The sequence below is a fragment of the Streptococcus mitis genome (assembly GCF_002096835.1).
GTDB lineage: Bacteria > Bacillota > Bacilli > Lactobacillales > Streptococcaceae > Streptococcus > Streptococcus mitis_W.
In genome coordinates this window covers 475,273-499,111 of the sequence record NZ_NCVG01000023.1, presented here as the reverse complement: position 1 = coordinate 499,111, position 23,839 = coordinate 475,273, and the positions used below count along the sequence as shown (strand labels likewise).

The 23,839-nt window shown below is 40.5% G+C and carries 21 protein-coding genes; 17 read left to right on the top strand and 4 right to left on the bottom strand.

Annotated features, from left to right (window positions below):
• Positions 1 to 131 precede the first annotated feature (131 nt).
• Positions 132 to 362, bottom strand: a complete 231-nt coding sequence (locus B7699_RS09780) for a hypothetical protein (RefSeq protein ID WP_084928031.1) — start codon at positions 360 to 362, stop codon at positions 132 to 134.
• A 287-nt stretch (positions 363 to 649) separates the two neighbouring features.
• On the opposite strand from B7699_RS09780, the gene B7699_RS09300 reads away from it, so the two are divergent.
• Positions 650 to 1,348 (top strand): hypothetical protein, encoded by a 699-nt coding sequence (locus B7699_RS09300; protein ID WP_084928030.1) that lies wholly within the window; start codon positions 650 to 652, stop codon positions 1,346 to 1,348.
• Between the two features lie 75 nt (positions 1,349 to 1,423).
• On the opposite strand, the gene B7699_RS09295 is transcribed toward B7699_RS09300, so the two are convergent.
• The 3 genes from B7699_RS09295 to hslO are packed head-to-tail and all read right to left on the bottom strand — an operon-like array spanning position 1,424 to position 3,810.
• Entirely contained in the window at positions 1,424 to 1,969 is a 546-nt protein-coding gene (locus B7699_RS09295) for a cysteine hydrolase family protein (protein WP_084928029.1), read from the bottom strand.
• Between the two features lies 1 nt (position 1,970).
• Complete coding sequence (gene dusB / locus B7699_RS09290) at positions 1,971 to 2,951, bottom strand: tRNA dihydrouridine synthase DusB (protein ID WP_000183308.1); 981 nt, start codon at positions 2,949 to 2,951, stop codon at positions 1,971 to 1,973.
• Positions 2,938 to 3,810 (bottom strand): Hsp33 family molecular chaperone HslO, encoded by an 873-nt coding sequence (gene hslO, locus B7699_RS09285; protein WP_000357853.1) that lies wholly within the window; start codon positions 3,808 to 3,810, stop codon positions 2,938 to 2,940. The genes dusB and hslO overlap by 14 nt, the downstream gene beginning before the upstream one ends.
• Before the next feature lie 164 nt (positions 3,811 to 3,974).
• Here hslO and B7699_RS09280 point away from each other — a divergent pair, with 164 nt between their 5' ends.
• The 16 genes from B7699_RS09280 (at position 3,975) to adcA (ending at position 23,170) form a co-directional block, all read left to right on the top strand.
• Positions 3,975 to 5,402 (top strand): AcpB/EbpR/MafR family transcriptional regulator, encoded by a 1,428-nt coding sequence (locus B7699_RS09280; RefSeq protein WP_084928028.1) that lies wholly within the window; start codon positions 3,975 to 3,977, stop codon positions 5,400 to 5,402.
• A 159-nt stretch (positions 5,403 to 5,561) separates the two neighbouring features.
• Positions 5,562 to 7,070, top strand: coding sequence for a glycerol kinase GlpK (gene glpK, locus B7699_RS09275; RefSeq protein ID WP_084928027.1), 1,509 nt, complete (start codon positions 5,562 to 5,564; stop codon positions 7,068 to 7,070).
• Between the two features lie 41 nt (positions 7,071 to 7,111).
• Entirely contained in the window at positions 7,112 to 8,938 is a 1,827-nt protein-coding gene (gene glpO / locus B7699_RS09270; RefSeq protein WP_076742463.1) for a type 1 glycerol-3-phosphate oxidase, read from the top strand.
• 69 nt (positions 8,939 to 9,007) lie between these two features.
• Positions 9,008 to 9,712, top strand: a complete 705-nt coding sequence (locus tag B7699_RS09265) for an MIP/aquaporin family protein (RefSeq protein ID WP_000980823.1) — start codon at positions 9,008 to 9,010, stop codon at positions 9,710 to 9,712.
• A gap of 402 nt (positions 9,713 to 10,114) precedes the next feature.
• Positions 10,115 to 11,269 carry a D-alanyl-lipoteichoic acid biosynthesis protein DltB gene (gene dltB / locus B7699_RS09260; protein WP_084928026.1) on the top strand — a complete coding sequence of 385 codons (1,155 nt, stop codon included), beginning with the start codon at positions 10,115 to 10,117 and terminating at the stop codon, positions 11,267 to 11,269.
• Positions 11,270 to 11,316: 47 nt separating this feature from the next.
• Positions 11,317 to 12,489 carry a D-alanyl-lipoteichoic acid biosynthesis protein DltD gene (gene dltD / locus B7699_RS09255; RefSeq protein ID WP_084928025.1) on the top strand — a complete coding sequence of 391 codons (1,173 nt, stop codon included), beginning with the start codon at positions 11,317 to 11,319 and terminating at the stop codon, positions 12,487 to 12,489.
• Between the two features lie 450 nt (positions 12,490 to 12,939).
• The gene (locus tag B7699_RS09250; RefSeq protein ID WP_033682482.1) at positions 12,940 to 13,071 is read left to right on the top strand and encodes a teichoic acid D-Ala incorporation-associated protein DltX; all 132 of its coding nucleotides are present in this window, start codon (positions 12,940 to 12,942) and stop codon (positions 13,069 to 13,071) included.
• A 20-nt stretch (positions 13,072 to 13,091) separates the two neighbouring features.
• Positions 13,092 to 14,642, top strand: a complete 1,551-nt coding sequence (dltA, locus tag B7699_RS09245) for a D-alanine--poly(phosphoribitol) ligase subunit DltA (RefSeq protein ID WP_049487532.1) — start codon at positions 13,092 to 13,094, stop codon at positions 14,640 to 14,642.
• A complete protein-coding gene (dltB, locus tag B7699_RS09240; RefSeq protein WP_084928024.1) occupies positions 14,639 to 15,883 on the top strand; it encodes a D-alanyl-lipoteichoic acid biosynthesis protein DltB in 1,245 nt (414 codons plus the stop codon). The genes dltA and dltB (B7699_RS09240) overlap by 4 nt, the downstream gene beginning before the upstream one ends.
• A gap of 12 nt (positions 15,884 to 15,895) precedes the next feature.
• A complete protein-coding gene (gene dltC / locus B7699_RS09235) occupies positions 15,896 to 16,135 on the top strand; it encodes a D-alanine--poly(phosphoribitol) ligase subunit DltC (protein ID WP_000351967.1) in 240 nt (79 codons plus the stop codon).
• A complete protein-coding gene (dltD, locus tag B7699_RS09230; protein ID WP_084928023.1) occupies positions 16,128 to 17,396 on the top strand; it encodes a D-alanyl-lipoteichoic acid biosynthesis protein DltD in 1,269 nt (422 codons plus the stop codon). Before dltC ends, dltD (B7699_RS09230) begins: the two co-directional genes overlap by 8 nt.
• A gap of 140 nt (positions 17,397 to 17,536) precedes the next feature.
• The gene (gene nt5e, locus B7699_RS09225) at positions 17,537 to 19,555 is read left to right on the top strand and encodes a cell surface ecto-5'-nucleotidase Nt5e (RefSeq protein ID WP_084928022.1); all 2,019 of its coding nucleotides are present in this window, start codon (positions 17,537 to 17,539) and stop codon (positions 19,553 to 19,555) included.
• A 156-nt stretch (positions 19,556 to 19,711) separates the two neighbouring features.
• Positions 19,712 to 20,152 carry a zinc-dependent transcriptional regulator AdcR gene (gene adcR / locus B7699_RS09220; protein WP_001249308.1) on the top strand — a complete coding sequence of 147 codons (441 nt, stop codon included), beginning with the start codon at positions 19,712 to 19,714 and terminating at the stop codon, positions 20,150 to 20,152.
• Positions 20,152 to 20,856 (top strand): metal ABC transporter ATP-binding protein, encoded by a 705-nt coding sequence (locus B7699_RS09215; protein WP_084928021.1) that lies wholly within the window; start codon positions 20,152 to 20,154, stop codon positions 20,854 to 20,856. The genes adcR and B7699_RS09215 overlap by 1 nt, the downstream gene beginning before the upstream one ends.
• Complete coding sequence (locus tag B7699_RS09210) at positions 20,849 to 21,655, top strand: metal ABC transporter permease (RefSeq protein ID WP_084928020.1); 807 nt, start codon at positions 20,849 to 20,851, stop codon at positions 21,653 to 21,655. Before B7699_RS09215 ends, B7699_RS09210 begins: the two co-directional genes overlap by 8 nt.
• Before the next feature lie 9 nt (positions 21,656 to 21,664).
• A complete protein-coding gene (gene adcA / locus B7699_RS09205) occupies positions 21,665 to 23,170 on the top strand; it encodes a zinc ABC transporter substrate-binding lipoprotein AdcA (protein ID WP_084928019.1) in 1,506 nt (501 codons plus the stop codon).
• The last annotated feature ends 669 nt before the right edge of the window (positions 23,171 to 23,839 follow it).

The window sequence follows — 23,839 nt, the reverse complement described above, 5'->3', positions numbered from 1 at the left end:
TTGAACAAAGTGAAAGCCAGCGTCTTTAGGCGCTGGCTGGTAATTTGGGCTTATAGCCCTGGGACAAACCACCCGTTTGACGGGTGGTCATGATTTGCCTTTATTAGTTTGATTTGCTGTTGCGACTGCTTTTATGGGTGGCTATCTTTCTTAGAATTGCTCATGATGCGAATGAATAAATCTTTGTATTTATATTTTAAATAGGTTTCGTGTAAGTACAATAAAGCTATATTTACAATCATAAAAATGGTTATTAAGTAAAATAAATCAAATGTAGTCTGAGAGTAGCGAATTGCAGACTGATAAGACCAGAAAGCTCCCAAAATCATCCAAGGAAGATACTTGTAATATTTGCTTAACATAAACCTATACCTCCTATATCCTAGTTCGCTATTATTATATTCCTTTGCAGTTAAAGATGCAAGCGATTACACAAGAGCGATTTAAAAAATTTTAAACAAAATAGGAATTTTTCTCTGTTTTTTCTATTAGATTACGAATAAAGGAGTAGGAGGAGTAAATGTATCTAAATTATGTGAGATTTTTAAAATAGTTTAGATAAATTGTTGACATATTCAAATTTGAATGTTACAATTATATTACAAAAAGATTTCTTTATATTTCTAAAACATTACAAAGGAGTAGAAAAATGAAAAAGAAAACCTATATCAAATTGATGGCAGCAACTGTATTGGCTTCTACTTTGCTACTGGGAGCTTGTGGAAATAAAAAGGAAACAACTCAAGCAAGCAGTTCTGCTAAGACAAGCCAATCATCAAGTTCTAAAGTAGCTTCTTCTAGCAAAGAAAGCAAGACTCAGAAGTCCTCAAGTTCAGCTTCATCTGAAAAGGCCAAGGCGTCTACTGATCAATCTTCAGCAACTGCAACGCCATCACAAGCGGCACCTGCACCAGAGCAAAGACAAGGTCAAGAAGTGGCTAATCAACAGGCGGCTAGTCAACAAACTCCTGCTCAGACTCCTTCAACTCAACAGGCTCCTCAAGCCCAGTCTAACCAATCAAGCTATGATCCTACAACTGACCGCAAACTTCAAGACAAACAAGCAGAGCAAAATAAACGCTACAAGGGTGTTTTAACTATGGTAGATGGTGATTTCTCAGCTGCAGCGGGCAATTGGAAGGGAGCAAATGGCGAAACCATCACAGTTTCATCAGGTGGTCAATTTACAGTAGAATCTTCTGATGGAAAGAAAGAAAATTATTCTATCAAAGGTTATTCTTATACTCTTGATGATGGTAAGTATAATGCCAAAATTGGTGGGGGAAAAATCATCCAAATTACAACAGGAGCGGATGGTAAGGTTTCCAGTGTTACTTTGAATCAGTAATACCCCTCAGTATTTAAATTTTTACAATCAAAGAAAATCCGTCAGCTCAATAAGAGTTGACGGATTATTTTATACTTATACTTGGGTTAAAAATTCTTCTGTAGTAAGAATTTGAGCAAACTCATCTTGTAGAGAAAGGAGATTAATCTCATGGATAGTCTCAGGAGAGATGGCCTGACCGTTTTTGTTAGATAGGGTAAAACTGGCAGTGGCATCTGCTAGTAAAGTGACTTTAAAATCAAGATTTGCTGCCATTCGTGTCGTAGTAGATACACAATGAGGCAGGGTCAAACCAACAACGACTAAATGACAAATCTGATTTTTTCGTAAATATGTTTCAAGATTTGTTCCAATGAAGGCGCTATTAACCGTTTTTTGAAAGATAGGTTCTGAGGTGACTGGTTCAAATCTACTTTTAAACTCCTGATTTTGTTTGTTATGAAATTGCGACTGGGGATTGTCAGATATGTGTTGAACATGTAAGATTGGAAGAGCGTGTTTACGAAAGTATGCCAGTACCCTCAATGCTTGTTGTTCAGCTTGAGGGTTGTTCCGTTCTCCCCAGATAGGGTTATCAAATGCTTTTTGCATATCGATAACAAGTAGAGCAGTATGAACCATTTTAAGCCTTATCCAATTGCAAGAGAGCTTCAATCTCTGCTAGGGTGCTAGCTTGTGAAATAGCTCCACGAAGTTTGGCTGCGCCAGATGTTCCACGAAGGTAGTGAGGAGCGAGTCCACGGAATTCACGAACTGCTACGTTTTCTCCTTTGAGGTTAATCAAGCGTTTCAAATGTTCGTAGGCGATTTTCATCTTGTCCTCAAAGGTCAAATCAGGTAGGATTTCTCCTGTTTCAAAGTAATGGTTGATTTGGTTGAAGAGGTAAGGATTTCCCATGGCAGCGCGGCCAATCATGACTGCATCAGCACCAACTTCTTCGATGCGTTGTTTGGCTTCTTGGACCGTACGAATGTCACCGTTGGCGATAAATGGAATCTTGGTCAAAGCTTGAGCGACCTTGTGAAGGGTCTCAAGGTCTGCGTGACCTGTATACATTTGTTCACGGGTACGGCCATGCATGGCGAGGGCAGAAACACCTGCTGCTTCAGCAGCGAGGGCATTTTCAACTGCCAGAGATGGGTCGGCCCAGCCGGTACGCATTTTGACAGTAAGTGGAATATCAAGGACAGATTGGACCTTGTTGATAATAGAGTAGATCTTGTCTGGATCCTTGAGCCACATAGCGCCAGCTTCGTTCTTCACGATTTTATTAACTGGGCAGCCCATGTTGATATCCACGATATCGGTTTTGGTGTTTTCTTGGATGAATTCTGCTGCGCGTGCTAGGCTGTCTTCATCACTACCAAATAGTTGGATAGAGACAGGGTTTTCGCCTTCATCGATATGAAGCATGTGCAGGGTTTTTTCGTTGTTGTATTGGATTCCCTTGTCAGAGACCATTTCCATGACAACGAGTCCAGCTCCGAGCTCTTTTGCAATAGTACGAAAGGCTGAGTTGGTCACGCCAGCCATAGGTGCTAAAACGGTACGATTGGGAATCTCAACATTGCCAATCATAAAAGGTGTGTTAAGATTTGTCACGAATGAGTTCCTCCAGGTCGTTTTCATCAAAGTTGTAAGTCGTTTGGCAGAATTGACAAGTGATTTCTGCCCCATGGTCTTCCTCTTTCATTTCCTGTAAGTCTGAGCTTGGAAGGCTAGAAAGAGCGTTCATAAAACGTTCATGGCTACAGTCACATTGGAAACGGATTTCTTCTTCAGAAAGACGCTTGTAGGCCTCGTCACCGTAGATAGCCTTGAGGAGGGCTTCGATATGGTCGTCGCTTTCCAGAAGGGTTGAGATAGCTGGCATTTCTTGGATGCGTTTTTCAAAGCGAGCAATCTCTTCTTCCTTAGCTCCTGGCAAGACTTGAACTAGGAAACCACCTGCAACCTTGACCTTGTCTTCTTCGTCTAAAAGGACATTGAGGCCGACTGCTGAAGGGGTTTGTTGGCTTTCGGTCAGGTAAAAGGCCAGGTCTTCACCGATTTCCCCAGAGATGAGGGGAGTCATAGAGTTGTAAGGATTTCCAGTACCGTAGTCTGTGATAACGAGGAATTGACCATTTCCAACAAAAGGTCCGACTAGAACTTCACCAGTTGCAGTCTTTTTGATGTCAACACCAGGATTTTGAACGTATCCTTTGACGTTCCCCTTGGTATCAGCGACGGTGATGATAGCACCTAGAGAGCTAGAGCCCAGCACCTTAACGGTTAGTTTGGTATTTCCTTTTTCATTGGCTGCGAGAATCTGGCTGGCGATAAGTGTTCGACCAAGCGCTACAGTTGAGCTGGCTTGGGTTTGGTGTTTTTCTTGAGCAGTGCGGACGGTTTCTGTGCTATCAAGGACAAAAGCACGAAAGGCTCCGCTTTCTGATATAGTTTTAATAATTTTATCCATAGCTACTATTTTAGCATAAAAATGCCCAAAGGGGGAGCCGTGTGTTTGCTGATTTTCAGGATAATGAACCAGGAAATCAGCATGAAAATAAAAAGAGAAACAGATTATTTCAGCATTTGTAAGATTTATGCTATGCTTAAGGTAGAAAATGAAAGGGGTAACAAATGTATTTAGGAGATTTGATGGAAAAGGCTGAATCTGGCCAATTTTCAATCCTTTCCTTTCTATTACAAGAGTCTCAGACGACTGTCAAGGCTGTAATGGAGGAAACAGGATTTTCAAAAGCAACCCTAACCAAATATGTCACCCTTCTTAATGACAAGGCTTTGGATAGTGGCTTAGAGCTGACTATTCACTTAGAAGATGAAAATCTGCGTCTGTCAATCGGTGCAGCTACCAAGGGGAGAGATATCCGGAGCTTGTTTTTGGAGAATGCTGTTAAATACCAGATTTTGGTCTATCTTCTCTATCACCAACAGTTCCTAGCCCATCAACTGGCTCAAGAATTGATGATTAGCGAGGCAACGCTTGGTCGCCACTTAGCTAGTTTAAATCAGATTTTGTCAGAATTTGACTTATCCATCCAAAATGGACGTTGGCGAGGTCCAGAGCATCAGATTCGCTATTTCTATTTCTGTCTTTTCCGCAAGGTCTGGTCGAGTCAGGAGTGGGAAGGTCACATGCAGAAACCAGAGAGAAAGCAGGAAATTGCTACACTAGAAGAAATCTGCGGTGCAAGCTTGTCTTCGGGCCAGAAATTGGACTTGGTTCTCTGGGCTCACATCAGTCAACAGCGTCTCCGAGTCAATGCCTGTCAGTTTCAAGTTATAGAAGAGAAAATGCATGGCTATTTTGACAATATTTTCTACCTTCGTTTGCTGAGAAAGACTTCGTTCTTTTTTGCTGGGCAACACATCCCTCTCGGAACTGAGGATGGGGAGATGATGATATTCTTCTCTTTCCTCCTATCTCATCGCATTCTTCCTCTTCATACAATGGAGTATATTCTTGGTTTTGGAGGGCAGTTGGCCGATTTGCTGACGCAATTGATTCAAGAAATGAAGAAGGAGGAGTTACTGGGTGATTATACAGAGGACCATGTCACCTATGAACTCAGTCAGCTTTGTGCTCAAGTCTATCTCTATAAGGGCTATATTTTACAGGACCGCTACAAGTACCAGTTGGAGAATCGTCATCCTTATTTGCTGATGGAACATGATTTTAGGGGAACGGCAGAGGAGATTTTTCATGCTCTACCGGCCTTTCATCAGGGGACAGATTTAGATAAGAAAATTCTCTGGGAATGGCTGCAGTTAATCGAATATATGGCTGAAAATGGTGGTCAGCATATGCGGATTGGTCTGGATTTGACATCTGGTTTTCTTGTCTTTTCAAGGATGGCAGCCATTTTGAAACGGTATTTGGAATACAATCGTTTTATTACCATTGAAGCCTATGACCGAACTCGACATTATGATTTGCTGGTTACCAATAACCCGATTCATAAGAAGGAACAAACACCAGTTTATTATTTAAAAAATGACTTGGATATGGAAGATTTGGTGGCTATTCGTCAGTTATTATTCACTTAAAAGGCTTGGTTGTTCCAGGTCTTTTTTGTGAAATTCACACAATCTACTCACATTTTTTAAAAAATTAAAAAAAGTTGATAAACAAGAAAGCGCTTTATTTTGTATACTAGTTAGTGTAAAGAGGAAACATCCTCAAGATCTTTATCAGGAGGACAGCACATGTCACAAGAAAAATACATCATGGCCATTGACCAGGGGACTACAAGCTCTCGTGCCATCATTTTCAACAAAAAAGGGGAAAAGGTTAGCTCGAGTCAAAAAGAGTTTACTCAGATTTTCCCTCAGGCAGGTTGGGTAGAGCACAATGCCAATGAAATTTGGAACTCTGTTCAGTCAGTTATTGCGGGTGCTTTCATCGAAAGTGGTGTCAAGCCAAATCAAATCGAAGCAATCGGAATTACCAACCAACGTGAAACAACTGTCGTCTGGGATAAGAAAACAGGGCTTCCTATCTACAACGCAATCGTTTGGCAGTCACGCCAGACAGCACCTTTGGCTGAACAACTAAAAAGTCAGGGTTATGTGGAAAAATTCCATGAAAAGACTGGTTTGATCATCGATGCTTACTTCTCTGCTACCAAGGTTCGTTGGATTTTGGACCATGTAGAAGGCGCTCAAGAGCGAGCAGAAAAAGGAGAATTGCTCTTTGGTACCATTGATACTTGGTTGGTTTGGAAATTGACTGACGGTGCGGCTCACGTGACGGACTACTCAAATGCAGCTCGTACCATGCTTTATAACATTAAAGAACTCAAATGGGATGATGAGATTTTGGAAATCCTCAACATTCCTAAGGCTATGCTACCAGAAGTTCGTTCTAACTCTGAGATATACGGTCAGACAGCGCCATTCCATTTCTACGGTGGAGAAGTGCCAATCTCAGGTATGGCTGGGGACCAACAAGCAGCCCTCTTTGGGCAGTTGGCCTTTGAACCAGGTATGGTCAAGAATACTTATGGAACAGGTTCTTTCATCATCATGAATACTGGTGAAGAGATGCAGTTGTCTGAAAACAACCTATTAACAACCATTGGTTACGGAATCAACGGCAAGGTTTACTATGCCTTGGAAGGTTCTATCTTCATCGCAGGAAGTGCCATTCAATGGCTTCGTGACGGTCTTCGCATGGTAGAAAATTCACCAGAATCTGAAAAATACGCTCGTGATTCTCACAACAATGATGAAGTTTATGTCGTTCCAGCCTTTACAGGTCTAGGTGCTCCATACTGGAACCAAAACGCTCGCGGTTCTGTCTTTGGCTTAACTCGTGGAACAACTAAAGAAGACTTTATCAAGGCGACTTTGCAATCTATCGCTTATCAAGTGCGTGACATCATCGACACCATGCAAGTGGATGCTCAGACAGCTATCCAAGTCTTGAAAGTAGACGGTGGTGCAGCTATGAACAATTTCCTCATGCAGTTCCAAGCTGATATTTTGGGAATCGATATCGCACGCGCCAAAAACTTGGAAACAACAGCTTTGGGGGCAGCCTTTCTAGCAGGTTTGTCAGTGGGCTATTGGAAGGACTTGGATGAGTTGAAACTCTTGAATGAGACAGGAGAACTCTTTGAACCATCTATGAATGAATCTCGCAAGGAACAACTCTACAAGGGCTGGAAGAAAGCTGTGAAAGCAACCCAAGTCTTTGCGGAAGTAGACGACTAATACTGGAAGAATAAAGCGACTTAGTTAGAAAGTGTGTAAATATGGAATTTTCAAAGAAAACACGTGAATTATCAATTCAAAAAATGCAGGAACGTACCCTGGACCTCTTGATTATCGGTGGAGGAATCACAGGGGCTGGTGTAGCTTTACAGGCAGCAGCTAGTGGTCTAGATACTGGTTTGATTGAAATGCAGGACTTCGCAGAAGGAACATCTAGCCGTTCAACAAAATTGGTTCACGGAGGTCTTCGTTACCTCAAACAATTCGACGTAGAAGTGGTATCAGACACGGTTTCTGAACGTGCAGTGGTTCAACAAATCGCACCACACATTCCAAAACCGGACCCAATGCTCTTGCCAGTTTACGACGAAGATGGAGCGACCTTTAGCCTCTTCCGTCTTAAAGTAGCTATGGACTTGTATGACCTTTTGGCAGGGGTTAATAACACGCCAGCTGCCAACAAGGTTTTGAGCAAGGAAGAAGTCTTGGAACGCCAGCCAAACTTGAAGAAAGAAGGTTTGGTAGGAGGTGGAGTTTACCTTGACTTCCGTAACAACGATGCGCGTCTCGTGATTGAAAACATTAAACGTGCCAACCAAGACGGTGCTCTCATTGCCAACCACGTGAAGGCAGAAGGCTTCCTCTTTGACGAAAGTGGCAAGATTACAGGTGTCGTAGCTCGTGATTTGTTGACAGACCAAGTGTTTGAAATCAAGGCTCGTCTGGTTATCAACACAACAGGTCCTTGGAGCGATAAAGTACGCAATTTGTCTAATAAGGGAACCCAATTCTCACAAATGCGTCCAACTAAGGGAGTTCACCTAGTAGTGGATTCAAGCAAGATCAAGGTTTCACAACCAGTTTACTTTGACACAGGTTTAGGTGATGGCCGTATGGTCTTTGTTCTCCCACGTGAAAACAAGACTTACTTTGGTACAACTGATACAGACTACACAGGTGATTTGGAACATCCGAAAGTGACGCAGGAAGATGTAGATTACCTACTTGGCATTGTCAATAACCGCTTCCCAGAAGCCAACATCACCATTGATGATATCGAAAGTAGCTGGGCAGGTCTTCGTCCATTGATCGCAGGCAATAGCGCTTCTGACTACAATGGAGGAAATAACGGAACCATTAGCGACGAAAGCTTTAACAACTTGATTGCGACTGTTGAATCTTATCTCTCTAAAGAAAAAACGCGTGAAGATGTTGAGTCTGCTGTCAGCAAGCTTGAAAGCAGCACATCTGAGAAACATTTGGATCCATCTGCAGTTTCTCGTGGTTCAAGTTTGGACCGTGATGACAATGGTCTCTTGACCCTTGCTGGTGGTAAAATCACAGACTACCGTAAGATGGCTGAAGGAGCTATGGAGCGCGTGGTTGACATCCTCAAAGCAGAATTTGACCGCAGTTTTAAACTGATCAACTCTAAGACTTACCCTGTTTCAGGTGGAGAATTGAACCCAGCAAATGTGGACTCAGAAATCGAAGCCTTTGCGCAACTTGGAGTGTCACGTGGTTTGGATAGCAAGGAAGCTCATTACTTAGCAAATCTTTACGGTTCAAATGCACCGAAAGTCTTTGCCCTTGCTCACAGCTTGGAACAAGCGCCAGGACTCAGCTTGGCAGATACCTTGTCCCTTCACTATGCAATGCGCAATGAGTTGGCACTTAGCCCAGTTGACTTCCTCCTTCGTCGTACCAACCATATGCTCTTTATGCGTGATAGCTTGGATAGCATCGTTGAGCCAGTTTTGAATGAAATGGGACGATTCTATGATTGGTCAGAAGAAGAAAAAGCAGGCTACCGTGCGGATGTCGAAGCGGCTCTCGCTAACAACGATTTAGCAGAATTAAAAAATTAAGAAAAAATAAAAGAGGTGGAGGGCAGCATTCCTTGCCGCCCGCCCCTTCTTTTTAATGGAGACAGAAAGATGATGAATGAATTATTTGGAGAATTTCTAGGGACTTTAATCCTGATTCTTCTAGGGAATGGTGTTGTTGCTGGTGTGGTTCTTCCAAAAACCAAGAGCAACAGCTCAGGTTGGATTGTGATTACCATGGGTTGGGGGATTGCAGTTGCGGTTGCAGTATTTGTATCTGGCAAGCTCAGTCCAGCTCATTTAAACCCAGCTGTGACTATTGGTGTAGCCTTAAAAGGTGGTTTACCTTGGGCATCAGTATTCCCTTATATATTAGCCCAGTTCGCAGGGGCTATGCTGGGTCAGATTTTGGTTTGGTTGCAATTCAAACCTCACTATGAGGCAGAAGAAAATGCAGGAAATATTTTGGCTACTTTCAGCACAGGACCAGCTATCAAAGATACTGTATCAAACTTGATTAGTGAAATCCTTGGAACTTTTGTATTGGTCTTGACAATCTTTGCTTTGGGTCTTTACGATTTTCAGGCAGGTATCGGAACCTTCGCAGTGGGGACTTTGATTGTCGGTATCGGTCTATCACTAGGTGGAACAACAGGTTATGCCTTGAACCCTGCGCGTGACCTTGGACCTCGTATCATGCATAGCATTTTGCCAATTTCAAACAAGGGAGACGGAGACTGGTCTTATGCTTGGATTCCAGTTGTGGGACCTGTTATCGGTGCAGCCTTGGCCGTGCTTGTATTCTCACTTTTCTAAGATATTAAAACTCAATTATTCATACCTCAATAAACATAACTTACAAAAACGACTAAAATAAGGAGCACTTTCTCACTTCATTTTGGTCGTTTTGATTTTTTAAGTTTATATACTGGTGCTGATTACTATTTCAGCTAAAAAGGCAGAATTCTTCACTGGTCCCTTCATCAATTTTTTGTTCTTGAATTTTATTTATTGTGTGAATAATTTTGTCTCATTATTGGAATTCAGTTTTAAGAGTTATTTGAATTTTTTATTTTAAGAAATTAGATAATAGAAGTATTTATAGTTTTTAAATTATGATATAATGAATAAAGTTAACTATTCTTGGTAATATGATAGGAACTAATCCTAAAAAGATAAATCATGATATGAGAAAAAGAAAAAAGGAGTTTGACGGGTATGAATTATTTCGAGGGGAATGAGTTTTTCCTTCTTTTGTTTGTAGTTTTATTGATTGGTTTTGTAGTAAACTTTTTTGAAAAACGTAAGGACTACTATATTTTGACGCTCTCCCTCTTATTTGCAGTAGCTATTTATGGTAAGAGTAGAGCAATGATTGTCTATTTAATCTCCTTTGTAATTTATCAATATTTTCTGGTTTTCATAGCACAGAGGATAGAAACAAAGCGGCTGAAACCTCTGGTTTTCCTTTCTATTTTTCCTTTGGTGATTAATAAAGTCTTTGCCCTGACTTCTCTGCATTTGTTGGCCTTTATTGGAATTTCTTACATGTCCTTTAAGACCATTCAGATCATGCTAGAAATATCGGATGGCTTGATCAAAGAAAAAATCAGTGTAAAAGATTATCTACAGTTTTTGCTCTTTTTCCCAACAGTTAGTGCTGGTCCGATTGATCGGAGTAGGAGATTTTTAAAAGAGATAAACGAGGTCATGCCTCGGAAAGAGTATCTGGAGTTAGCTGGGGACGGTATTTATCGTATCGTTCTAGGCCTTCTCTACAAGGTTGTTTTATCAACCTATGTTTACCAGATGTTACTCACTCTAAATAATACTGGCACAGTCGTTTACTCAATCAAGTATATGTACCTCTATACCTTGTATCTGTTCTTCGACTTTGCAGGCTATAGTCTAATGGCCGTTGGAAGTAGTAATATTTTAGGTATTCAGACACCGATGAACTTTAACAAACCTTTCTTGAGTGTTGATATCAAGGATTTCTGGACCAGATGGCATATCACCTTGTCGACTTGGCTGAGGGATTTTGTATTTTCAAGAGTATTGATGCAGGCCATCAGGAAAAAATGGTTTAAAAATAGACTACACAATGCAACCTACGCCTATATGGTCAATATGTTGGTCATGGGTTTTTGGCATGGTCTCAGTATAAGTTACATTGTTTATGGTTTTTATCATGGTGTCTTGATGGCTGGATTTGAAGTGTATCAAAAGAAAAGCAGTTTTTATAAGAAAAATAAAAACAAAAATTGGTATAAGCTACTAAGTTGGTTTGTGACTATGAACTTGGTTATGATTGGTTTCTTTATCTTTTCAGGTGAACCCTATAAAATTTTACTTACGATTTTAAAGAGATAGGATATAGAAAAGAAATCGGATGGATCGAAGAGATAGGATGAAACGAGATGATTAAATTAAAAGCATTTTTGTTATCGCTTGTGCTCGTAATTGCGACGCTTGCCCTTTTAAATGTGACATATATCAAGAAGATTGATGATTATTATACAGTTAAGGATAACAGTATTCGCTATAGCACTTCGTATGAAAAATATAAAAGTAGAGATATTCTGACAAGTAATATCACTCCCAACACACTGGTTTTATTGGGATCATCTGAGTTGGTTGCGACAAAGGATGAAGATTATCATCCTAATAGAATTTTTAACTATAACGATTTTAATATAATGCAGATTGGGACTAGTTATTCCCAAAATATCATTCAGGCAACAACCTTAGGCTCTATTGAGGGATCTATGAGTAAGAGAAGAGTGGCTATAGTAGAGTCTGTTCAGTGGTTTGAAAAAGATGGAACCCATCAAGATGCATTTTTGAACAAGGCTTCTCAAGAACATATTTTCCACATGCTAGATAATGACAAGATTAGTAAGGAAACAAAAGAAAAACTAATCAATCGCATTATTGAGATTACCAAGGGGAACAAGCAACAAAATGACATCTACAAAAAATACAAAAGTTATTTCATAGATGGGAAAGGAACCATTGTTGATAAAAAACTATTAGAGTTAGATAACGTGATATATTCTTTTAAGCTCAAACGAAAATTTTATGAAAATCATGAGAAATCAGATTATCCCTTATCAGGAGATAAAACTCCAGACTATGATTGGGAGAAACTGACGGATCAGTTTGTAGAAGAGGTCAAAAAGAAAACAGATAACAATGACTATGCTGTTGATAATAATTACTACAATACCTACTTAAAAGATCGCTATGTATCTTTGAAAGATTCTAATAAAGATTTGAGCTATCTGGAGTCACCAGAGTATTCAGATATGGAACTTTTCTTGACAGTTGCCAAGGAATTGGGAATTGAAGTTGAAGTCATTATTTTTCCAGTAAATGGGAAATGGAATGACTACACAGGTGTCTCAAGAGAGATGCGAGAGAAAACTTATAAAAAAATAGAAGATGTCGCAAAAAGTCATGGTGCAAAGGTATTAAATTATGGAAACAGAGAGTATGATAATTACTTTTTATTTGACGTGATGCACGTTGGAGTGAAAGGATGGATGGAAGTTGAAAAAGAACTTTACAAATTTGCAAACCAAGATAACTAACACACACCGTTTAATCTTGTGGACGCTATTTTTCTATACGGTTATCTTAAGCATCGTGATTTATTGTTTTGTGACCGATTTTTCGAACATTCAAGAATTTATCTATAGTGAATTCTAGGATTACATACTATAAAAATCTCTAGATAAAGGGAACTGCACCGATAAAGTGAGACATAAGATAGGGCTCTATAATATTTATAGTGGAGAAATCCTCTATAGGTAGTATGGAGCCTACTTTGTTGTAGCCCCCATATAATCTATACTGAAAAGCATTCAAGCTATCATTAGAAAGAATCATATGGAACAAATTAATGTTACTGAAACGTAGTGAAAATAGACGGGTAAACAATTGAAAAACTAGTCTATAAAGTGGTATAATAGCAGAAAAATAAATTAGTAAGAAATTGATTTTATTTTAGCGAAAATTACAGAAATGAATGGTTTTTCTTGATGAAACAGAGAAAAGAATTGTACATATTTCTTGGTCGGACAGCCTTGTATTTTCTTATCTTTCTAGGGCTGCTTTACTTCTTTAGCTATCTTGGTCAGGGTCAAGGAAGCTTTATCTATAATGAATTTTAACTTGAAGGAGAATCCTTATTATGTCAAATAAAGCAATCGTAGATATGATTGAAACCATTGAGCATTTTGCTCAGACACAGCCTAGCTATCCTGTTTACAATGTTTTGGGGCAGGAACACACTTATGGAGATTTGAAGGCTGATTCGGATAGTTTAGCTGCAGCCATCGACCAACTGGATTTACCAGAGAAGTCTCCTGTGGTTGTTTTTGGTGGCCAAGAATATGAAATGTTGGCAACTTTTGTAGCTCTGACTAAGTCAGGACATGCCTACATTCCCATTGACAGCCATTCAGCCTTGGAGCGAGTTTCGGCTATTTTAGAAGTAGCAGAGCCAAGCTTGATTATTGCTATCTCAGACTTTCCATTGGAGCAGGTTTCTACGCCAATGATGACTCTAGCTCAGGTTCAAGAAGCCTTTGCTCAAGGGACTAGTTATGAGATTACGCATCCAGTCAAGGGTGATGATAACTACTACATTATCTTTACTTCTGGTACAACTGGTAAGCCTAAGGGAGTACAGATTTCCCATGATAACCTCCTCAGTTTTACCAACTGGATGATTACGGATAAGGAATTTGCGACGCCAAGTCGTCCGCAAATGCTGGCTCAGCCACCTTATTCTTTTGATCTGTCTGTCATGTACTGGGCACCGACATTAGCACTTGGTGGTACACTTTTCGCTCTTCCTTCAGCTATTACTCAGGACTTTAAGCAACTCTTTGCGACCATCTTTTCATTGCCAATCGCTATCTGGACATCAACGCCTTCTTTTGCGGATATGGCCATGTTGTCTGAAGACTTTAATAGCGAGAAAATGCCTGGTATCACGCATTTCTACTTTGATGGAGAAGAATTGACGGTCAAAACGGCTCAAAAACTACGTGAGCGTTTCCCAAATGCCCGTATTATCAATGCTTACGGCCCAACAGAAGCGACAGTGGCCCTGTCAGCAGTTGCCGTGACAGATGAGATGCTAGCGAATCTCAAACGTCTACCAATTGGCTATACCAAGGCTGATTCTCCAACCTTTATCATTGACGAGGAAGGAAATAAACTGCCAAATGGTGAACAGGGAGAAATCATTGTTTCAGGACCGGCCGTCTCAAAAGGTTATATGAATAATCCTGAAAAAACAGCAGAAGCCTTCTTTGAGTTTGAAGGTCTGCCAGCCTATCACACAGGTGATGTGGGAACCATGACAGATGAGGGCTTGCTTCTCTACGGCGGACGCATGGACTTCCAGATTAAGTTCAACGGTTACCGCATTGAGTTAGAAGATGTCTCTCAAAACCTCAATAAGTCTCGCTTTATCGAGTCTGCTGTTGCAGTACCGCGCTATAATAAAGACCACAAGGTGCAAAATCTTCTAGCCTATGTCATCTTAAAAGATGGTGTTCGTGAGCAGTTTGAGCGTGATATCGATATTACCAAGGCCATTAAGGAAGACTTGACAGATATTATGATGTCTTATATGATGCCGTCCAAATTCCTTTATCGAGACAGTTTGCCACTGACTCCAAATGGAAAAATTGATATCAAAGGATTGATTAATGAGGTAAATAGGAGATGATGGAGTTTTTTAAACAGCTTCCTCATTTAGAGCCATACGGCAATCCTCAGTATTTTGTCTATGTGATTGCTGCAACCTTGCCCATCTTTATCGGCCTCTTTTTCAAGAAACGCTTTGCCTGGTATGAGGTATTGGTTAGTCTCTTCTTTATCGTTACCATGCTGGTAGGTGGGAAGACCAATCAATTGGCTGCCTTGGGCATTTATCTGTGCTGGGAAATATTGCTCTTGCTTTTCTATAAGCACTATCGAAAAAGTAAGGATGGTAAGTGGGTTTTCTACCTAGTTAGTTTTCTGTCCCTGCTGCCGATTATCTTTGTCAAGGTGCAGCCAGCTATCAATGGAACGCAGTCTTTGCTTGGATTTTTGGGAATTTCTTACCTGACCTTTCGTTCGGTTGGAATTATCATCGAGCTGAGAGATGGAGTGATTAAGGATTTTACCCTCTGGGAATTCCTCCGTTTCCTTCTCTTCATGCCGACTTTTTCAAGTGGTCCAATCGATCGCTTTAAGCGTTTTAATGAAAATTATCAGACCATTCCTGAGAGGGATGAGTTGCTGGATATGTTGGACGAATCTGTTCGCTATATCATGTGGGGATTTTTGTACAAGTTTATCCTAGCTCATATTTTAGGAGAGACCTTACTCCCTCCTCTGAAGAATCTAGCCCTGCAGTCAGGTGGCTTCTTTAACCACTATGCCTTGGCAGTTATGTATACCTTTGGTCTGGAACTTTTCTTTGACTTTGCAGGTTACTCTATGTTTGCCTTAGCCATTTCAAATTTGATGGGAATTCGTAGCCCTATCAACTTTAATAAGCCCTTTTTATCAAGGGATTTAAAGGAATTTTGGAATCGTTGGCATATGAGTCTCTCTTTCTGGTTCCGTGACTTTGTCTTTATGCGAATGGTCATGGTGTTGACTAGAAAGAAGGTCTTTAAGAATCGCAATGTAACCTCAAGCGTGGCTTATATTGTAAATATGCTGATTATGGGATTTTGGCATGGCGTGACCTGGTACTATATCGCCTATGGACTCTTTCATGGATTAGGCTTGGTCATCAATGATGCTTGGATTCGCAAGAAAAAAACGCTCAATAAGGAACGGAAAAAAGCAGGGAAGCCTGCTCTACCTGAGAATCGCTGGATTCAGTTGCTTGGCATGGTTGTCACCTTCCATGTCGTCATGCTGTCATTCTTAATCTTTTCTGGATTCTTGAATGATTTATGGTTTAAAAAATAAAGGAAATAAAATATGGATATCAAATCAGAAGTTATCGAAATTATTGATGAGTTGTTTATGGAAGATGTTTCTGACATGATGGATGAAGATCTTTTTGATGCAGGTGTCTTGGATAGCATGGGCACGGTTGAGTTGATTGTGGAGATTGAAAACCGTTTTGACATTCGCGTCCCTGTAACAGAGTTTGGTCGCGACGACTGGAATACAGCCAATAAAATCATAGCTGGCATTGTGGAGCTACAAAATGCTTAAACGCTTATGGATGATCTTCGGACCGGTCTTGATAGCTGGCTTGTTGGTTATTTTGGTTATATGCTATTATCCTGCAAGTATTAGACATGACATTGTATCTGAAAAGCATTCGGCAGCTTCTGTTACTGCAGAAAGTTTTAGAGAACGAAATCAAAAATCAAAAGCTTTGTCTGATACTTCTATCCGATTTATACCTTTCTTTGGTTCAAGTGAGTGGCTTCGTTTTGATGGTGCTCATCCTGCAGTATTGGCTGAGAAATACAATCGCTCCTATCGTCCTTATCTTTTAGGACAGAGTGGAGCTGCATCGCTAAACCAGTATTTTGGAATGCAACAGATGTTGCCAGAAATAGAGAATAAGCAAGTCGTATTTGTTATATCTCCCCAATGGTTTACAGAAAAAGATTATGAATCTGCAGTATTTCAATCGTATTTTAATAGTGACCAATTAACTTCCTTTTTAGAAAATCAATCAGGAGATATTAGTAGTCAGCATGCATCTAAGAGATTATTAAAACAGTTTCCAAATGTATCAATGAAAGATATAATACAAAAAATTGCTAATAATGAGTCTCTTTCAGAGTTCGATCATATTCGTATAAAGATTAGCGCTCTAATCAATCAGAAACAAGCAAATTTTTTTGGACAGTTCTCAATCAGACAGTGGTTGAAATATAAAGAACATGTTGATAAATATTTGAATACTATTCCAGACCAGTTTTCTTATCAAAAAATAGAAGATGCTGTCAAAGCAGATGCAGAAAAAAATACTTCTAATAATGAATTTAGTATAGATAATCATTTCTATGATACACAAATCAGAGACTATTTGAAAAAGTTAAAAGGATCACAGACTAGTTATAATTACCTTAAATCATCCGAGTACAGTGACTTGCAGTTAGTTCTAAATCAGTTTGCCAAATCAAAGGTCAATGTAATGTTTGTGATTCCTCCCGTAAATAAAAAATGGATGGATTTTACAGGATTGGATGAAAATATGTACCAACAAACGGTACAGAAGATTCGCTATCAGTTAGAAAGTCAAGGTTTTACCAATATAGCAGATTTTTCTAAAGATGGTGGGGAGCCTTTCTTTATGAAGGATACCATTCACCTTGGTTGGTTGGGTTGGTTAGCTTTTGACAAGGCAGTTGATCCTTTCCTATCCAATCCCACACCAGCTCCGACTTACCATCTGAATGAGCGCTTTTTCAGCAAAGACTGGGCGACATACGATGGAGATGTCAAAGAATTTCAATAAATTGATTCAAGCTTGAATTTTTCAGTTCAGGCTTTTTTGTTAAATTACGAATATTTTAGTAAAAAATATGTTGAAAGTTTCAAAAATTTTGTAAATAGCGTATAATATAGTATGAATGAGAAAAATAAAGGGATTTAAAAATGAATAAACGTTTCTTGTTACCTGTCTTATCGTCAGCCCTATTGGTCCCAGTCTTATTGGCTGGGCATGCTTATGCTGATGAAACGGCTAGTTCTATAGAGAAGTCACCTGCTGTAGTAGCTCCCGCGGCTCCAACAACAGAGTCGGGGACTCCCACACCTACTGTTTCTGAGGAAGCAAAGGAAGCTCCTGTTGAGTCTACTAAAAACGAAGAAAAAGACACCGTTATCTTACACACCAATGATGTTCATGGTCGTATCGTAGAGGAAAAGGGCGTTATTGGAGATGCCAAGCTAGCGACTGTTATCGAGCAGGAACGCGCGAAATCAAATCAAAATACTCTCGTCGTAGATGCTGGAGACGCCTTCCAAGGTTTACCGATTTCCAACTCTACAAAGGGTGAAGCACGCGCCGAAATTCTCAATCAGATGCAGTATGATGCCATGGCAGTAGGAAACCATGAGTTTGACTTTGGTTTAGATGAAGCTAAGAAATACAAGGAAATCTTGAAATTCCCATTACTTAGCTCAAATACCTATGTCAATGGTACCCGTCTCTTTGAATCTTCTACAATCGTTGACAAAGATAAGACTGTGGAAGGTGATGAGTTTGTTGTAATTGGCGTGACAACACCGGAAACAGCTACCAAAACTCACCCTAAAAATGTCAAAGGGGTAACCTTTACAGATCCAATCACAGAGGTGAATAAGGTTATTGAAGAAGTGCAAGCCAAGTCAAGTTCCGAAGGCAAGGACTACAAACACTATGTCGTCCTCGCTCACTTAGGTGTAGATACGACAACACCAGTCGAATGGCGTGGTTCAACTTTGGCAGAAGCCTTGTCTAAAAATCCTCGTTTGAAAGGGAAACGCGTAACAGTAATCGATGTTCACTCTCATACAGTAGAATCAACAACCTATGGGGAAAATGTTACCTATAGCCAGACAGGAAGCTACCTTCATAATGTAGGGAAAATCACCTACAAATCACGCCAGCTTTTGGGAAATCCAACTCAGATTGCGGCTGCTGATGCCAAAAAACTACCATCAAATCCAACAGTTGAAAAACTAGTCAAAGACATTAAACAAAAATACGATGCTGAAAATGCTGTTGAAGTCGTTTCAAACAGCCCTGTAGAACTCAACGGAGATCGTGAAAATGTTCGGGTTCGTGAAACCAACCTCGGAAACGTCGTAGCAGACTCCCTCTATCAGTACGGTCAGACAGGATTTAGCCATCCGACAGACATCGCTGTGACAAATGGTGGTGGCTTGCGTGAAACCATTGCAAAAGGCAAACCGATTACGAAAGGAAATGTCATTGCCGTTCTTCCATTTGGAAATACCATCTCACAAATCCAAGTGACTGGGCAACAAGTTTTGGATATGTTTGAAAAATCACTCGGATCTATCTTGCAGGTCGATAAGGATGGCAAGAAGGTCTTGGATGAGAACGGACAACCATTGCTAGAACCAAGTGGTGGCTTCTTGCAAGTTTCAGGTGTGAAGGTCTACTATGATACTAACTTACCATCAGGCAAACGTGTTTTGGCAATCCAGGTTAAAAATCGCGCGACTAGTCGTTATGAGCTCCTTGATCTCGCAAAAATCTACTATCTCGCAACCAATGATTTCCTAGCTGCAGGAGGCGATGGCTACACTATGTTAGGTGATGCACGAGAAGAAGGTCCTTCTATGGATGCAGCCTTTGAAGAATATTTGAAAACCGCTGATTTGAGTCAGTATGAAAAGATTAATCCAAACTCACGGACGATTTCTGTCGATTCTAAAAACTTTAGTCTACCTACAGAAACTTCTCAAACGGATGCAGCTACAGGTGATGCAAATACTACTGTGAAAGTTTCTTATGAGGTGGCAGGTCAATTTAGCAAGAAGGAAGTCGTTTCAGAAAAAGTTCTTCCAAATACAGGTAGTGAACAATCTATTTTCTTGCTTTTCATGGGAATGGTCGCAGGGTTAGCAGGTATCTTTGTAAGTCGAAAATCACAGCAAAAATAAGTTAAATTTCAAATCTATAGGAGTCTAGGGAAACGTTTTTATAGCTCTTTCCCTTGACTCTTTTTTTGCTTGTGATATAATTAACTGGTAAATAAAATTCCAAAGAATAGTATTTTTCTCTTAAAAAAGAGAAATCCAAAAGGAAAGGAGTCAGATATGAGACAGCTAGCGAAGGATATTGATGCCTTTTTAAATGAGGTAATTTTGCAGGCAGAAAATCAGCATGAGATTCTAATAGGTCATTGCACTAGCGAGGTGGCCCTGACCAATACTCAGGAGCACATTCTCATGCTTTTGTCAGAGGAATCTTTAACAAATTCAGAGTTGGCCCGTCGTCTCAATGTCAGTCAGGCGGCAGTTACCAAGGCCATTAAGTCTTTGGTCAAGGAAGGGATGTTGGAAACGTCTAAAGATCCTAAGGATGCGCGTGTGATTTTTTATCAGTTGACTGATTTGGCTCGTCCAATCGCTGAGGAGCACCATCATCACCATGAACATACACTTTTAACCTATGAACAAGTGGCGACTCAGTTTACTCCAAATGAACAAAAAGTGATTCAGCGGTTTTTGACTGCTTTAGTAGGAGAAATCAAATAATGAGATATATTACGGTAGAGGATTTATACTTCTATTATGATAAGGAGCCTGTTCTTGAACATATCAATTATAGTGTTGATAGTGGAGAATTTGTTACCTTGACAGGGGAGAATGGGGCAGCTAAGACGACACTCATCAAGGCCAGTCTTGGAATCCTTCAGCCACGCATTGGTAAGGTGACTATTTCCAAGACAAATACGCAAGGTAAGAAATTGAGAATTGCCTACCTGCCTCAGCAAATTGCCAGTTTTAATGCTGGTTTTCCAAGTACGGTTTATGAATTTGTCAAATCTGGTCGTTATCCGAGAAAAGGCTGGTTCCGTCGCTTGAATGCTCATGATGAGGAGCATATCAAGGCCAGTTTGGACTCAGTTGGAATGTGGGAACACAGAGACAAACGCTTGGGTTCTCTATCTGGAGGCCAAAAGCAGCGAGCGGTGATTGCGCGTATGTTTGCTTCGGATCCAGATGTGTTTATCCTAGATGAGCCGACAACGGGGATGGATGCAGGAAGTAAAAATGAATTTTACGAACTCATGCACCACAGCGCCCATCATCATGGTAAGGCTGTTTTGATGATTACCCATGATCCTGAAGAAGTTAAGGACTATGCGGACCGCAATATTCATCTAGTTCGTAACCAAGATTCGCCATGGCGTTGTTTCAACGTCCATGAGAATGATCAGGAGGTGGGCCATGCTTAGTTTATTATCTTATGACTTTATGCAACGTGCCTTTCTGGCTGTTATTGCCATAAGTCTTTTCTCGCCAGTTCTTGGAACCTTCCTTATCTTGCGTCGTCAGAGTCTGATGAGTGATACCCTCAGTCACGTCTCGCTTTCGGGTGTAGCCTTTGGGCTGGTTCTGGGGATTTCGCCGACTATTTCCACTATTGCTATTGTCTTGATTGCGGCGGTCTTTCTGGAGTATCTCCGTACAGTTTACAAGAGCTTTATGGAAATCGGGACAGCTATCCTCATGTCAACAGGTCTGGCTGTTTCTCTGATTGTCATGAGCAAGGGCAAAAGCTCTAGTTCTATGAGTTTGGACCAGTACCTTTTTGGTTCAATCGTGACGATTAGCGAGGAACAGGTCATTTCCCTCTTTGTCATTGCGGCGGTTGTTTTGATTTTGACCTTCCTCTTCTTGCGTCCGATGTATATCCTGACCTTTGATGAGGATACGGCCTTTGTGGACGGCTTGCCTGTTCGTACCATGTCCATTCTTTTTAACATGGTGACGGGGGTGGCCATTGCCCTTATGATTCCAGCTGCGGGAGCTCTTCTGGTATCGACCATTATGGTCTTGCCAGCTAGTATTGCCCTTCGTCTAGGAAAAAACTTTAAATCGGTCATGTTGCTTGCCAGTGCTATTGGATTTTTGGGAATGGTAGCAGGACTTTACATTTCCTACTATGCAGAAACACCTGCAAGTGCAAGTATTACCATTATTTTTGTAACTGTCTTTTTACTCATTAGTTTAGTAAGACGTTTTATCAAATAGGAGATGAACATGAAAAAAATTAGCTTATTACTCGCCAGTCTATGTGCCTTGTTTTTAGTGGCTTGTTCCAATCAAAAGCAGGCAGATGGCAAACTAAATATTGTGACAAGCTTTTACCCTGTCTATGAATTTACCAAGCAAGTCGCAGGAGATACGGCTAATGTAGAGCTCCTAATCGGTGCTGGTACAGAACCCCATGAATATGAACCGTCTGCCAAGGCAGTTGCCAAAATCCAAGATGCAGATACCTTCGTTTATGAAAATGAAAACATGGAAACATGGGTTCCTAAATTGCTAGATACCTTGGATAAGAAAAAGGTCAAAACCATCAAGGCGACAGGCGATATGTTGCTTTTGCCAGGTGGTGAGGAAGAAGAGGGAGACCATGACCATGGAGAAGAAGGCCATCACCATGAGTACGATCCCCATGTTTGGTTATCACCAGTTCGTGCCATTAAACTAGTAGAGCACATCCGTGACAGCTTGTCAGCAGATTATCCTGATAAAAAAGAGACTTTTGAGAAGAATGCAGCTGCCTATATCGAAAAATTACAAGCCTTGGATAAGGATTATGCAGAAGGCTTGTCTCAAGCCAAACAAAAGAGCTTTGTAACGCAACACGCAGCCTTTAACTATCTCGCCTTGGACTATGGACTCAAACAAGTCGCAATCTCAGGCCTTTCTCCAGATGCAGAGCCATCAGCAGCTCGCTTGGCAGAATTGACAGAGTACGTTAAGAAAAATAAAATTGCCTATATCTACTTTGAAGAAAATGCCTCACAAGCCCTTGCTAACACACTTTCAAAAGAGGCAGGTGTCAAAACAGATGTCCTTAATCCTTTGGAAAGTCTGACAGAAGAGGATACCAAGGCTGGCGAAAACTACATCTCCGTTATGGAGAAAAACCTCAAGGCTCTGAAACAAACAACAGACCAAGAAGGCCCAGCAATTGAGCCTGAAAAGGCAGAGGATACCAAGACAGTTCAAAATGGTTACTTCGAGGATGCAGACGTCAAAGACCGCACCTTGAGTGACTATGCAGGTAACTGGCAATCAGTTTATCCTTTCCTTGAAGATGGTACTTTTGATCAAGTCTTTGACTACAAGGCTAAGTTGACTGGTAAGATGACCCAGGCTGAGTACAAGGCCTACTATACAAAAGGCTATCAGACAGATGTGACTAAGATTAATATCACTGATAACACTATGGAATTTGTTCAAGGTGGACAAAGCAAGAAATATACTTACAAGTATGTTGGTAAGAAAATCTTGACTTACAAGAAAGGCAATCGTGGCGTGCGTTTCCTCTTTGAAGCGACAGATGCGGACGCTGGACAATTCAAGTATGTTCAGTTTAGCGACCACAATATCGCCCCAGTTAAGGCAGAACATTTCCATATCTTCTTTGGAGGCACAAGCCAAGAAGCCCTCTTTGAAGAAATGGATAACTGGCCAACCTATTACCCAGATAACCTATCTGGCCAAGAAATCGCCCAAGAAATGTTGGCGCATTGATGAGAAACCGACTAGTTCATAAGAGCTAGTCGGTTTTTGGATACTAGATGGCAAACTTCATTATAGACCTTTCAGCTACCTAAGGAATTTAAAAAATAAATAAAACTCTTGAAATATCGGGGTTTATATGCTAGAATGTAGTTAATTGATAAGGTTCATTAGAACACCAAAGCCCCTAACTAGTGCGATAGTTAAGGGCTTTTTTGACGTATCTTAGCGATTTAACGGGTGTTGATAGGCTAGTCACTCGGTCTAGTCCTTACTATCTAGCCATCTGCAGACGAAATACAAGATAATTCCTGCTATGACGTCCGCTATAATAGTAAGAGCGAGCTCTATGATAAGGCTCATTAGTTTCACCTCCTCTCACGAACCGTAAGGAACGTAATCGGTAACCGATGACAAAAATAGTATATCACATTAAATTTGGATCATCAACAATGCTTAATGCTTGAACTATTGGAGTGCGGTTCACTTCAATGATGTTTTTTGTGAGTCTTTTAAAGAGATTAACCGTTACTTGTTTCGGTTCTTTGTCCACGACTTGAAAAGCTCAGATAGTATGTTGATAATCAACGGAGTTAGATAGAACTAGCACGGTGCACCTAATTCTTTACCAGTTGGTTTAGCAAGAAATCAGACGACAATGTGACAATTCACCTCTAATTA

Coding starts and splice junctions, on each gene's coding strand:
- B7699_RS09780 (WP_084928031.1), bottom strand. CDS start 362: ATGTTAAGCAAATATTACAAGTATCTTCCTTGGATGATTTTGGGAGCT.
- B7699_RS09300 (WP_084928030.1), top strand. CDS start 650: ATGAAAAAGAAAACCTATATCAAATTGATGGCAGCAACTGTATTGGCT.
- B7699_RS09295 (WP_084928029.1), bottom strand. CDS start 1,969: ATGGTTCATACTGCTCTACTTGTTATCGATATGCAAAAAGCATTTGAT.
- hslO (WP_000357853.1), bottom strand. CDS start 3,810: ATGGATAAAATTATTAAAACTATATCAGAAAGCGGAGCCTTTCGTGCT.
- B7699_RS09280 (WP_084928028.1), top strand. CDS start 3,975: ATGTATTTAGGAGATTTGATGGAAAAGGCTGAATCTGGCCAATTTTCA.
- glpK (WP_084928027.1), top strand. CDS start 5,562: ATGTCACAAGAAAAATACATCATGGCCATTGACCAGGGGACTACAAGC.
- glpO (WP_076742463.1), top strand. CDS start 7,112: ATGGAATTTTCAAAGAAAACACGTGAATTATCAATTCAAAAAATGCAG.
- B7699_RS09265 (WP_000980823.1), top strand. CDS start 9,008: ATGATGAATGAATTATTTGGAGAATTTCTAGGGACTTTAATCCTGATT.
- dltB (WP_084928026.1), top strand. CDS start 10,115: ATGAATTATTTCGAGGGGAATGAGTTTTTCCTTCTTTTGTTTGTAGTT.
- dltD (WP_084928025.1), top strand. CDS start 11,317: ATGATTAAATTAAAAGCATTTTTGTTATCGCTTGTGCTCGTAATTGCG.
- B7699_RS09250 (WP_033682482.1), top strand. CDS start 12,940: ATGAAACAGAGAAAAGAATTGTACATATTTCTTGGTCGGACAGCCTTG.
- dltA (WP_049487532.1), top strand. CDS start 13,092: ATGTCAAATAAAGCAATCGTAGATATGATTGAAACCATTGAGCATTTT.
- dltB (WP_084928024.1), top strand. CDS start 14,639: ATGATGGAGTTTTTTAAACAGCTTCCTCATTTAGAGCCATACGGCAAT.
- dltC (WP_000351967.1), top strand. CDS start 15,896: ATGGATATCAAATCAGAAGTTATCGAAATTATTGATGAGTTGTTTATG.
- dltD (WP_084928023.1), top strand. CDS start 16,128: ATGCTTAAACGCTTATGGATGATCTTCGGACCGGTCTTGATAGCTGGC.
- nt5e (WP_084928022.1), top strand. CDS start 17,537: ATGAATAAACGTTTCTTGTTACCTGTCTTATCGTCAGCCCTATTGGTC.
- adcR (WP_001249308.1), top strand. CDS start 19,712: ATGAGACAGCTAGCGAAGGATATTGATGCCTTTTTAAATGAGGTAATT.
- B7699_RS09215 (WP_084928021.1), top strand. CDS start 20,152: ATGAGATATATTACGGTAGAGGATTTATACTTCTATTATGATAAGGAG.
- B7699_RS09210 (WP_084928020.1), top strand. CDS start 20,849: ATGCTTAGTTTATTATCTTATGACTTTATGCAACGTGCCTTTCTGGCT.
- adcA (WP_084928019.1), top strand. CDS start 21,665: ATGAAAAAAATTAGCTTATTACTCGCCAGTCTATGTGCCTTGTTTTTA.